At 44.6% G+C, this 12634-nt stretch carries 11 protein-coding genes; 4 read left to right on the forward strand and 7 right to left on the reverse strand.

The window, feature by feature from the left end:
• Window positions 1-182 precede the first annotated feature (182 nt).
• Window positions 183-2516 carry a YgiQ family radical SAM protein gene (locus R7E00_RS06645; protein WP_262606219.1) on the reverse strand — a complete coding sequence of 778 codons (2334 nt, stop codon included), beginning with the start codon at window positions 2514-2516 and terminating at the stop codon, window positions 183-185.
• A gap of 425 nt (window positions 2517-2941) precedes the next feature.
• Here R7E00_RS06645 and R7E00_RS06650 point away from each other — a divergent pair, with 425 nt between their 5' ends.
• From R7E00_RS06650 to R7E00_RS06660, 3 genes are all read left to right on the forward strand, one after another.
• Window positions 2942-5398: an EAL domain-containing protein gene (locus R7E00_RS06650; RefSeq protein ID WP_256913635.1), complete on the forward strand. Its 2457-nt coding sequence runs from the start codon at window positions 2942-2944 to the stop codon at window positions 5396-5398.
• Between the two features lie 86 nt (window positions 5399-5484).
• Entirely contained in the window at window positions 5485-6195 is a 711-nt protein-coding gene (locus R7E00_RS06655; protein WP_064354144.1) for a hypothetical protein, read from the forward strand.
• A gap of 152 nt (window positions 6196-6347) precedes the next feature.
• A complete protein-coding gene (locus R7E00_RS06660; RefSeq protein ID WP_005376762.1) occupies window positions 6348-6548 on the forward strand; it encodes a DUF4250 domain-containing protein in 201 nt (66 codons plus the stop codon).
• Window positions 6549-6569: 21 nt separating this feature from the next.
• On the opposite strand, the gene metR is transcribed toward R7E00_RS06660, so the two are convergent.
• Window positions 6570-7481 (reverse strand): HTH-type transcriptional regulator MetR, encoded by a 912-nt coding sequence (gene metR / locus R7E00_RS06665; RefSeq protein WP_065274681.1) that lies wholly within the window; start codon window positions 7479-7481, stop codon window positions 6570-6572.
• A gap of 281 nt (window positions 7482-7762) precedes the next feature.
• On the opposite strand from metR, the gene metE reads away from it, so the two are divergent.
• Complete coding sequence (gene metE, locus R7E00_RS06670) at window positions 7763-10045, forward strand: 5-methyltetrahydropteroyltriglutamate--homocysteine S-methyltransferase (RefSeq protein WP_213896695.1); 2283 nt, start codon at window positions 7763-7765, stop codon at window positions 10043-10045.
• Between the two features lie 133 nt (window positions 10046-10178).
• Here the strand turns inward: metE and R7E00_RS06675 are convergent, their stop codons facing one another.
• From R7E00_RS06675 to R7E00_RS06695, 5 genes are all read right to left on the reverse strand, one after another.
• On the reverse strand, window positions 10179-10571 hold the full coding sequence (locus tag R7E00_RS06675) for a GspS/AspS pilotin family protein (protein WP_005386726.1): 393 nt from the start codon (window positions 10569-10571) through the stop codon (window positions 10179-10181).
• Window positions 10572-10574: 3 nt separating this feature from the next.
• The gene (locus tag R7E00_RS06680; protein ID WP_005386727.1) at window positions 10575-10871 is read right to left on the reverse strand and encodes a YciI family protein; all 297 of its coding nucleotides are present in this window, start codon (window positions 10869-10871) and stop codon (window positions 10575-10577) included.
• 115 nt (window positions 10872-10986) lie between these two features.
• A complete protein-coding gene (gene yciA / locus R7E00_RS06685) occupies window positions 10987-11382 on the reverse strand; it encodes an acyl-CoA thioester hydrolase YciA (protein ID WP_005376768.1) in 396 nt (131 codons plus the stop codon).
• Between the two features lie 225 nt (window positions 11383-11607).
• Window positions 11608-12171: a septation protein A gene (locus tag R7E00_RS06690; RefSeq protein WP_171344312.1), complete on the reverse strand. Its 564-nt coding sequence runs from the start codon at window positions 12169-12171 to the stop codon at window positions 11608-11610.
• Window positions 12172-12369: 198 nt separating this feature from the next.
• The gene (locus R7E00_RS06695; RefSeq protein ID WP_005376770.1) at window positions 12370-12612 is read right to left on the reverse strand and encodes a hypothetical protein; all 243 of its coding nucleotides are present in this window, start codon (window positions 12610-12612) and stop codon (window positions 12370-12372) included.
• Window positions 12613-12634 lie beyond the last annotated feature (22 nt).

Consider the following 12634-nt stretch of genomic DNA (forward strand, 5'->3'; position numbering starts at 1 on the left):
TTTTTATGGTTTTGCTTCAATCAAATAATTGTTTGTTTTTCCAATAAGTTGGTTGGTGTTTACCATTTTTTGTATTGATTGAATCAAAGTTTGAGTTGTGAGTGATGCCTCAATGAGCCGACAAAACAAAAGGGCTCCAGAGTTAACTCTGGAGCCCTTTCTAGTATTTAAGCTCTAAATAATTAGTGACGCTTTGGTTTACGTTGACCAGCTGGTTTGCCTTGTCCTTGCGGGCGACCTTGGCCTTGCGGCTTGCTACCTGCCGGGCGGTTTGCACCGTTGCCGCTAGGACGTTGGCCGTTGCTTGCAGGGCGTTGACCACCTGTAGCTTTGCCAGAACCGTTACGGTTACCAGATGGTTTACCATCTTTTGAACCGCCTTCAGAGCGTTTGTTCAAATGACCACCGAAGCCTGGTTGGTTTTTGGTATGTTTGGTTGCAAAGCGGTTTGCCCCGTGACGACCAGATTTACGACGTTGCGCAGGTGTTTGTGCTTCAATGTCTTCTGCAGGAACGAGACAGCCTTGTTTGTCACCAATCAAATGTTTTTTACCCATGCTGATTAGGGCTTCACGGATCATTGGCCAGTTTGCTGGATCGTGATAACGCAACAGCGCTTTATGCAGGCGACGTTGACGTTCACCTTTTGCTACAGGTACATCTTCACGTTTTTTGTACTTCACGCGTTTCAGAGGGTTTGTCTCTGAGTAGTACATCGACGTTGCGTTACACATTGGCGAAGGGTAGAAGTTTTGTACTTGATCACATTCGAAGTTGTTCTTTTTCAGCCACAGAGCAAGGTTCAGCATGTCTTCGTCTTCTGTGCCTGGGTGCGCAGAGATAAAATAAGGGATTAAGTACTGCTTCTTGCCTGCTTCTGCACTGTATTTCTCGAACATCTCTTTAAAGCGATCGTACGTACCCATGCCTGGCTTCATCATCAGATCAAGAGGACCTTTCTCTGTATGTTCCGGTGCAATCTTCAAGTAACCGCCTACGTGGTGAGTCACGAGCTCTTTCACGTATTCTGGTGATTCAATCGCAAGGTCGTAACGTACGCCAGATGCAACCATCACTTTCTTCACGCCTTCAACTTTACGCGCTTCGCGGTATAAATCGATCGTGTGTTTGTGGTCTGTGTTTAGCTTGTTACAGATGCCCGGGAATACACAAGAAGGACGACGACAGTTCTCTTCCGCTTTTGGATCTTTACAGCCCAGGCGGTACATGTTTGCAGTCGGGCCACCAAGATCGGAAATTGTGCCGGTAAAGCCTGGAACTTTGTCGCGAATTTCTTCAATCTCGTTGATGATAGACTCTTTCGAACGGTTTTGAATGATTCGACCTTCATGCTCGGTAATCGAACAGAAAGAACAGCCACCAAAGCAACCACGCATGATGTTTACAGACGTCTTGATCATGTCGTACGCAGGAATTTTTGCTTTGCCGTACATAGGGTGAGGGACACGCGCGTAAGGCAGGCCAAACACAAAGTCCATCTCTTCGGTCGTCAATGGAATTGGAGCTTGGTTTACCCAAAGTTCACGATCACCATGGCTTTGAAGTAACGCTCGACCAGAGTACGGGTTCGTTTCTAAATGCAATACACGGCTTGCATGTGCATAAAGAATGCGATCGTTTCTTAGCTTTTCAAACGAAGGTAAACGGACCGCAGTCGTCGCAGCATCGTGGCGTGATGGGCGAATCGTGATTGGTTGTGCAACTGGCTCGTCTTTTTTAGTTTCACACTGAGTTTCTACTTCGTATGGGTTCTTTGGTACGAACGCTTCTTTACGAGGTTTTTCAATACGAGAAGAATCAATAACCGTGTAGCCTTCTGGCGCGACTGGCAAGTTCACGGCAGTACCACGAATATTGGTCATGGTGCTGATGTCTTCGCCGTTTGCGATGCGATGTGCTACTTCGACAAGTGCGCGTTCTGCGTTACCAAAAAGTAGGATGTCTGCTTTTGCATCAAATAGTACCGAACGGCGAACTTTATCTGACCAGTAATCGTAGTGTGCCACACGGCGTAGGCTGGCTTCGATACCACCTAAAACAATAGGTACTTCTTTGTAAGCCTCACGACAACGCTGAGAGTAAACCAAAGTCGCGCGGTCTGGGCGTTTACCACCTTCGTTATTCGGTGTGTACGCGTCATCGTGACGAAGCTTTTTATCCGCGGTGTAACGGTTGATCATGGAGTCCATGTTACCCGCAGTGATCCCGAAGAACAGATTTGGCTTACCAAGTTGCATGAACGCATCTTTATTTTGCCATTCTGGTTGAGCAATGATACCGACACGGAAACCTTGTGCTTCTAGCAGGCGGCCAATGATAGCCATACCAAAGCTTGGGTGATCCACATAAGCGTCACCGGTTACAATGATAATGTCACAGCTATCCCATCCTAGGGCATCCATTTCTTTGCGACTGGTCGGCAAGAAAGGTGCCGTACCAAAACACTCTGCCCAGTATTTTTTGTACTCATGAATAGGAGTGATGTTATTGGTCATATTTTGCTCTCTGTTCCAGGGAGCGCGAATTATAGCGATTTGATTATCAGGTATCTATAACAAACTCATCTATTCCAGCTTAGTTCATCGAGTTTTATTTGGTTTGTAAAAATATCAATGCTCTATCGGCGATTTTCTGTCTAATTTCACCTTGAAAGCCTCATGGTTATAGAACGGTTCATGAAAAATGTCGCAATCTTAATACAAAGTATAAGCAATGGTGTGCTTATATGGGGTAAAGCCTATAATCAAATTAGTGCATATCAAATGCAAAAGGCTGAGCTGCTCTGGAAATAGTTCTAAGTCGATAGGCTTATCGTTGACACAATCCATCTATAAAGAGGATCGGCAGGTCCCAACTGGAATGTCGCGAATTGACTGTGAATTTTGAGCCTTGGGCTAATTACAAAAAAAGGGGCTAGGGTATGAGTGAATCTACGACAACAGTGCATCCAAAAATGCAAACGACTTCCAGTCTAACTCCTGTTATAGAGTGGTCTTACGATATTGATACTCGCGAGTTCGAATGTGATCAGCAAGGAATGGCAAAGGCATTTGGGATAAGTACGCCAGTAACCAGCCTAAATAACTTGTTTGATCATATGCTGATGGGGCAACAAGAAACGCTAAAACAACGAATTCTAGAAGTGGAACTCTTTGGCGGACGGGGGCGGTTTTCTTGTTGCATGATGCTAAAAAACGTTAACTTAGTGCACGTTACTATTAGTTTTGAAAGGCTCAATAAGCGCATTATCCAAGGCACTATCATTCCACAATTAACAATCACTGGTTGCGAGGAGTTAGCGAAAATTCTCGAAACGATTTTTGATTTGCCAAATGTAGGCGTTTTAGTTGCCGATGAAGATACGCGCATCTTAGGTTGTAACCGTGCCTTTGAGTTACAAATGGGCTATCAAAACCGAGATCTGGTTGGGCTTAAAACTCATATATTCAGTACCTCTCACCATAGCCAAGCGTTTTATGATCAGTTGTGGCAGCAAATTAATGATGAAGGATGTTGGTGTGGTAACTTGCTGAGCAAAACAGCAAACGGTAGCAACCAAGCTCATCATCTTTGTATTTACCGACTTACGTTTCACTCTGGACGAATTCTTTATCTCGGATTTTCTACGGATATTTCTGCTTCGTTGTTGTGGATGAAAAATCGTTGTGAACAACAGCATGATTGGGCTGCCTTTTTACCGACGAGGAAAGAATTTGAACTCCAATTAGCTACCTTAGCGAATGAAAGCAGAAATAAAGAACTCAACATTGTTATGACACTCAGACCCAAGTTTTCGGAGAGATATTTGCTTGAACAGCAATTAGGTTTTGCAGATTTTATTATGCGAAGTCGCTACACCAGTATTGCGGGGCAGTTATCTCGGGATGTGTTTGTCGTATGCTTGCAGACCCCTCATTGTCAATGGTTGAGCCCGGTTCGTTTGATCCAAATTGCCATGAAAGGGTTCTTTAATGAGCTTAGAAATGAAATGGGCACAAAAATGCATGCCACTATCGTTAAAGGCCAAACTGGTGTGTCAATCCTTGGCTATGATACGAACCGACCAAGACAAGCGCTAGCACATGCAGCGCAAGCGATGTTGTCCTCTATTTCCGGTGAAGGCAGCTATTTCAACTTTTACGACAGTGAACTTCACTCTGAATTAGTGAAGCGCCAACATCTCGAGGCGTTTTTGGAGGCACAAATAGAGAGTGGGCTAGTGGACGTTTACTTTCAACCGATTATCGATGTTCAAACCGGAAGAGTGGTTAAGTTCGAGGCTCTCGCACGCTTCTATGATGAAAATGATGCGTATTGTACGCAAAAGATGATCGCTATTATTGAAGATCTAGAGCTCATAGCGGCACTTGATGATGTGGTCTGCCAAGCTGCGTTGAAGCACTTTCCGCGCTTACAAGAAATTTATGGCGAGGAAGTGGGCGTGACCATCAATCGCTCCCTCAATACGAAATTGGACTCTCTTCAGATCCTTCAGCGGTCGCATGATTTGATTAAAGCCAGTGGTGTAGACCCTAAGCGAGTAACTATCGAGCTAACAGAAACCGCGTATTTTGAACAAGATGAGGAGCATACTCGAGCTCTAGAGGAAGTGCGGAAAGAGGGCATTGAGATCGCGATTGATGACTTCGGTACTGGGTATTCTTCTTTTTCTTATCTAGAAAAAGGGCAGTTTGATTTACTGAAAATAGACCGAAAATTCATCAAGAACATTCATAAAGGGAGCACCAGCTATAACATTGTGAAAATGGTCACCGAGCTTGCACAGCAAATGAATGTAAAAGTGGTTGCTGAAGGCGTGGAATCTAAGCAAGAACTTCAAGTATTGGCAGAAATCGGTGTCGATTACATGCAGGGCTTTCTATTTTCTGCTGCCGTGCCTGTCGATTTGATGGATAAAGCGGACAGTTATGAGCATCTGTTCTCTGACATCGCGATTGAGTCTAAGCAAAGTGATGTGTTGCAATCTGTGAGCCATGAACAAGTCAGGTCTATGGACCCTGGAGAACCGCTCTCCTTGGCAGTGGAGTACATGAATTTGAATCCAAGCTTGCCTTTAGTTGTTCTCAATGAAAATCGTTGTGTTGGGTTAATTACGAAAGAGACGGTGAATTTACACCTAACGCCCTCGATGGGCACAGAGCGAGAAACTGAACGAGAAAGCCGAATTTGGAAACGTCCTGTTAATCAGATAATGAGCACCGAATTTGTGTTGGTTGATGAGGATTTACCTGTCTCTGTTATTCGAGAGTTGGTTAAAACCGGGATTCGTTTCCCTTGGGTACTGTGTAATACCAAAGAAGAGTACCGTGGAGTTTTAACGCAGGAAGACGCGTTGAAGTATCTTGCTTCTCTGTGAATAAAATTGTCTTACCGTTTTAGCTCATTTGGGGGCCGACTTTCGGTGGTTTGGCGATAGTTGATTTGATATTATCGCCCCCCAAAATGACTTTTGAGCGTGCATTCAACATGATTCAACAATTGCTGGTTACTTTCCCTCCGATGCTATTTGGCGCACAAGCGCTACTGACTTTGCTTCTAATCAAGGGCGATATTTGTCCTGGTCAGCGAGGACGTCTTCATAAAATGTTGCCAGCAGTAGCTGTATTGTGGCTCGCTGTTGCGTCACTTCGCATTGAAGCATTTATGATCGTGTTTGCTATTTTCTACTTCTATTCTCAGGTTCAAACCAAGAAAACGCGTGAAAAAGGGCCACTATGGGCGATGCATTTAGCGAATGGTTTGGCCTTTGCGTATGTAAGTATTCAGGTATTTGAGCAATCAAGCTGGCCAGCATCGATAGCGATGGCGCTAATGATATTTTTCCTTGGGGCGTCATTTTCTCAATTGCTACTTACGATAGCTCGCAGCAGATTACAGGCATTTCACCGCATTTTACCAGTTACTGGCATTGTGTCTGGAATGCTATTAGTCATCGCAACGTTGTTTGCTTCTTACCAGTTAAATGAAGCTGCACTGAACGCTGCAACACAGCCAATCTTGCTGTCTTTAGCTATGCTAATTTCTTCAATTATCGTGTGGTGTTGGCATATTTTTACGCATAAGAAACCAGAAAAGGTGCAACTGAGCGTAGCTTTGTTGCTAGCACTCGCGTCGATGACGAGCCTGCAAGGTTTATTCTCTCTCGCGGCTTGACCTCTACTCTAAAGGCAAAGTTAGACGGCTTATATCCAAGTGCTTTCTTGATGCTTGGGTATAAGGTGATCACGTTTTAGATCTCACTCACTTTAAATTCGCGTGATTACTACTACGCTTGTTTATATATCTTGTCGAAGAGGAGAGTCGCGATGGATTTAAGCAATGTAGGTAATCTGGACAGCACTATTTTGCTAGGTATCGTCAACGAAAAGCTACGTTTAGAGTGCGACAGTTTTGACGAGTTAGTATCAGTGTATGAGATGGATGTAGAGTCTGTAGTCGGCAAGCTTGATATGCTCGGTTATCAGTACGATCCATTGACTAACCAATTTAAAGCATATCAACGCTAAGCCTTTCATAACCCAAATCTTTTAAGCCACCTTGATTCCGTCAAGGTGGCTTTTACATTGTAGCCTCGCGGTTGCGAAAAAAGCTTGTAAGTAACGCTTTTCTTTCTCTGAGTGACGCGTTGCAGCAAACAAGCGACGCCATAAGCCTTGGCCGAAAGGTTTACTGGTAATAAGACCTTGGCGAGAAAATTCAGAAATCGCCCAATTGGGTAGTGCCGCCACCCCTAATCCAGCAGAGACCATCTGAACTAACATGAGAGTGTTGTCGGCTTGCTTCCATTTCGCAGGTTCTATTCCTGCTGGCTGAAGAAAGTGTTTTACGACGTCTAGCCTTTGTTTTTGAACCGGATAAGAGAGCATGGTTTGATCTGCGAGATCTTGCGGATCAATAATGTCTTTTTCCGCCAATGGGTGGTTGGTTGCGGTAATTAAACGCATTTCAAAGTCGAATAGAGGCTCGTAGTGGACTTCAGATCGAGGTTGGATATCGGAAGTAATAACGAGATCGAGTTCGCCTGCCAATAGAGCTGGGAGTGGTTCAAAGCCAAAACCAGAGGAAAAGTCCAATGTTACGCTAGGCCAAGCAAGTTGGTACTCCCTAAGTGCAGGCATTAGCCATTGGAAGCAAGAGTGACATTCAATGGCCATATGTAATCGGCCATTGACGTCCTCTTTCAAGCTCGCTAAATCATTTTCTGCTCTTGCGAGTTTCGGAAGGATATCTTCTGCAAGACGCAATAGGATTTCTCCCTCTGAAGTGAACTTCACCGGACGAGTCTTTCTCAGGAACAGTTGCCCTCCAATTCGCGCCTCCAAATCTTTGATCTGATGAGACAGTGCCGACTGAGTGAGATGCAAAGCGGTCGCTGTCGCCGTTAGAGAGCCAGTGTCTCGAAGCGAAGTGAGTGTCCGCAAATGTTTTAGCTCTATCATGAATTCCTTTCATCCTTTGTTGCTCGCTATGAACAGAATAGCAATCGTGTAAATAACTTAACGACAAAAAATGGATATGTAAACGTCTAGACGTCTATTTGTTGTTTTTATTTGCGAATCATGTCGCTTCATGATGAATTTTTTTAATAAACAAGTTGAATAAATGGACGTTGTTCTAATATCAGATGAGAGCGATAGTTTAGCCATCCAGACATCTTATTCTTTACCGAGAGATGCTCTGATCCAAACAAATTGAACAAAATTGAGAAAGGAATAGGGACATGGCGACAACGACTCACATATTAGGTTATCCACGCATTGGTGAAAAAAGAGAATTAAAATTCGCTCAGGAGAAATACTGGCGAGGAGAAATTGATCAAGCTGAGCTTAAAAAGGTTGGGGCAGATCTACGCGCCAAAAACTGGCAAACACAAACGGATGCTGGTCTGAGTTTTGCCACCGCTGGCGACTTCGCTTGGTACGATCATGTACTGACGACCACGTTGCTATTAGGTCATGTGCCAAAGCGTCACGCTGATGGTTTCCCTAACCTGGATACGTTGTTTAAAGTGGGTCGCGGTCAATCTCAGGCGGGTTGCAGCTGTGCGGGCGATGCGGCATCGGATATGACCAAATGGTTCAACACAAACTACCATTACATTGTCCCTGAGTTCAGCAAGGACGATACGTTTGAAGTGAGCTGGCCGCAACTGTTTGAAGAAGTCAACGAAGCGCTTCAAGCTGGCCACCAAGTGAAGCCTGTTTTGCTTGGTCCAGTCAGTTACCTTTACTTGGGCAAAGAGGTCGAAGAAGGGTTTGACCGCTTAACCCTGCTACCACGCTTACTTACTGCTTACCAAGCTATTTTGGCAAAGCTAGCAAGTCAAGGTGTTGAGTGGGTTCAGATTGATGAGCCAATTTTGTCTCTGGAGCTAGAAAGCAAATGGGCTGATGCGTTCAAGCTAGCGTACCAAGTGATTCGAAGCGATGTAAAAGTGCTGCTAACGACGTACTTTGACTCTATAAGCGATACGCTAGACAAAATTGTAAAGCTACCAGTGGATGGTTTACATATCGATTTATCTGCCGCGCCTCAGCAGCTTGACGACGTGGTTGCCAAACTACCGGAGGGGTGGGTGCTGTCTGCTGGCGTGGTCAACGGTCGTAACGTGTGGCGTTCGGATTTAAGTGCCCAACTTGAACGTCTACAGCCAGTAAAAGAAAAACTGGGCGACAACCTTTGGGTTGCGAGCTCATGCTCTTTGCTACATAGCCCGGTTGATCTGGAACAGGAAACAGAACTCAGTGAGGAAGTGAAAAGCTGGTTTGCGTTCGCAAAACAAAAAGTAACAGAAGTCGCCTTGCTTGGCCGCGCACTCGATGGTGATCAAGATGCGATTCTCGCTTGTGATACCTACAGCCAGCCAATCAAAGCACGTAAAACGGCAACGCATGTGAATAAGCCACAAGTTCAAGCACGTTTAAACAGTATTACTGCGTCACTTGCCGAGCGCAGCGCACCTTACGCGGAGCGTGCTGCGCATCAAGCTGAAGTATTGGGCTTGCCTCTGTTGCCAACCACGACAATCGGTTCTTTCCCTCAAACGGGTGAAATTCGTGTTCAGCGCAGTGCTTATCGTACAGGTCAATTATCTGAGTCTGAATATATCCAAGCACTTAAAGGACATATTGCTGACGCAGTAAAACGTCAAGAGGCGCTCGACCTAGATGTGCTTGTTCATGGTGAAGCAGAGCGTAACGACATGGTGGAATACTTCGCTGAGAACTTGGCGGGTTTTCAAACGACCAAATTTGGTTGGGTACAGAGTTATGGCTCTCGCTGTGTGAAACCTGCCATTGTAGTTGCTGACATTGAACGTGAAAAACCGATCACGGTTGAATGGTCGACGTACGCCCAGTCGCTAACCAGCAAACAGATGAAAGGCATGTTGACTGGACCAGTAACGATTTTATGTTGGACGTTCCCACGTGAAGACATCACACGTCAAGAAATTGCGCAGCAACTTGCTTTGGCACTGCGTGATGAGGTGTCTGACCTGCAAGATGCAGGCATCAATATCATTCAAATTGATGAGCCAGCCATTCGAGAAGGTTTACCACTCAAAAAACGCGATCACAAAGCGTACTTAGAATGGGCCGTAAATGCGTTTAAGGTCTCTGCGGCAAGTGCAAAACCAGAAACTCAGATTCACACTCATATGTGTTACAGCGAGTTCAATGAAATCATTGATTCGGTTGCGGCACTCGATGCGGACGTCATTACCATTGAAACATCTCGCTCAAATATGGAGCTGCTGAAAGCATTTGAAGAGTTCAATTACCCGAACGAAATTGGCCCTGGTGTTTATGACATTCACTCACCAAACATTCCTACGGAAGAATGGATTGAAGGTTTAATCAAGAAAGCGGCAGAAAAAATTCCGGCTCAACGTTTGTGGGTAAACCCAGATTGTGGTCTGAAAACACGAAACTGGAAGGAGACAGAAGCCGCATTGGCAAATCTGGTTTCAGCGGCGAAGAAGCTCCGTGCTGAGCTGGCGTAACACATCGTTACAGCAAATAAAAACGGAGACTGTGGTCTCCGTTTTTCTATTCTTAATTGTTAACTTTCGTTTTCAGATTATCCAATAATAGCGAATCATCGTCTCATGCCGAAAGCAACAAAAATTACTGTAGCTACTTCACCTGAGTACAAGTCTGTGCGGAAACCAACTCATCTGCCATCAACTGACCGCGAGAATTACGTACCTTAATACGATACATCAAGCCCATATCAATTTGCTTGCGAACTTCTGGGTTGCTGCAGTAGGTATAGATACTGGTATTCAGTACTTGATTTAACGGCTTTGCACCGAGTGCGCCATCGTTATAAATCATCATCATCTCTACAACATTTTTGTTGGATGAGACACGCATTATTTGCAGTGGACCGTACTCTAAAGGGAGGCCCGCAGACAAGACTCCTGCTCGGTTTGATGCCATAAGCTCAAGTTGGCGCTGATTATCATCGGTTGATGAACAGCCAGCCAGAGCACCAAATACCAAGAAAAGACACAGTAATTTTTTCATAAATTAAAACACTTTTTTGAACGGTTTCACGATTACATGATCGTAAACACCAGCCGCTACATAAGGATCGGCTTCTGCCCACGCTTTAGCATCCTCTAGAGAGGCGAATTCAGCGATGACAGTTGAGCCCGTAAATCCAGCTTCTCCAGGATTGTCAGAATCTATCGCAGGCATCGGACCAGCTGTAAGAAGGCGACCTTCGTCTTGTAGCTTTTGTAAGCGATCCAAGTGTTGTGGGCGAACGCTCATGCGTTTTTCCAACGAGTTCTCAACGTCCTGTGAAAAGATGACATACCACATAGCATAGTTCCTTAATTGGTAGGGTAAAGTGTTAATTTAACGCCTTTTTTGTGTCTCTCACAAGTGAACAACAGAAAATGTGAGATCCTTTCTAACTGTTAGCGTTGTAGGTTGACTAATTCTGAACCGGACGTGGTTTACCTTCACTGTCAATGGCTACGTAGTTGAAGGTCGCATCACAAACCATGAAGCGTTCGCCAACACCGTGAGCTTTGACGGGTTTGACCCATACTTCCAAATCGACACTCATGGATGTGCGGCCGATCTTAGTGCATTCGCCGTAGCAGCATACGACATCGCCCACACCAACAGGTTTTTTGAACGTAATGCTTGATACCGAAACGGTGACAACGCGACCACAAGAGATCTCTTTTGCCAGAATCGCGCCCGCTAAGTCGAGCTGAGACATTATCCAACCGCCAAAAATATCGCCATTGGCGTTTGTATCTGCAGGCATTGCAAGGGTACGAAGCAGCATTTGACCTTTCGGAGAGCTAATTTCTTGACTCATTGTGACATCCTAAATCTTAAAGGCGCTCAAACTAAGCGCCAACATAGTAAATACCTAGAACCAAAGGTCCTTAAAAAACCGCAGATACCGGACCAGAGAAAGTTGGTTTACAGCAGCAAGAATGGTCTGAAAACGGTACGTTGTTTGAGCGGTTTACTGATACATGGAGCAAAACAGCGACCCTAAGGTCGCTGTGAAGTCGCGGATTATAGCAAAACTGAGTTTTTAATCATCAGTGGACACATCGGATGAGTTATTTTTTTGTTCTTTTGGCATGTGTTTATAAATGTAAAAGCCAGTCGCAATCATGTAGGCAAATGTCGCGATCAACATTCCAAATACTTTGAAGTTAACCCAAACATCCAACGGCAATTCGTAAGCAATATAAATATTTAGGCCAGCGAAGAATGAGAAGAAGCCAACCCAAGCCCAGTTAATCTTTGCCCAAACAGCGTCAGGTAACGTAATTTCCTTGCCTAGCATACCTTTGATGGCTGATTTTCCCAATGCGTGGCTCACTGCTAAGCCAATCGCCAGAATCGCGTAAATGATGGTGACTTTCCACTTTATAAAATTGTCGTCGTGGAAGAAAAGGGTCATGCCGCCGAAGGTAGTGACGATAACAAATGTTATTAGTTGCATCTTTTCGACTTTCTTATACAGCGCGTAGGTGACGACAAGCTGAATGGCTGTTGCTACGATCAGTGCACCTGTCGCCACGTAGATGTCGTACAGCTTGTATAAAGCGAAGAAAATGATGAGTGGTATAAAGTCTAGGATCTGCTTCATGATGGCAAAATCTACCTAATTATTGAATTGAAGACAGTCTAACGGAATCTGACAAGATGTGAATACTGAGGAAGTTAAGGTAAGAATAGTAACGCTTAGTATATCGTATAGACCGCAAGATTCTTCCATGTCGAAACAGCATATGGAAGGAATAAAAATTGCCGCGTGAAGCGGCAATAGAGTTGAGAGTTTTAAACCTTAAGCCACACGTTGATATTGGGAAATAAGCGTTTTTACATCTTCTAAATAGCCTTCCCGTAGTAAGTTATCGACCGTTGCTTCTAGCTCTTCGAGAGACATCGTGAAGCAAGTGGATTTACCTGTCATCAGGCTCAGATATTGATGATACTCTTCTTCTGTATAGTGGCCTAAGCGATCAAGTAACAGTGTTTTGATTCCATGATGAATCAAGCCGTAGTATGTATGTCGATGAAGTAACATGGCGATCTCCTTATCAAGCTCA

Source organism: Vibrio sp. Vb1755, from assembly GCF_033338635.1.
Lineage (GTDB): Bacteria > Pseudomonadota > Gammaproteobacteria > Enterobacterales > Vibrionaceae > Vibrio > Vibrio alginolyticus.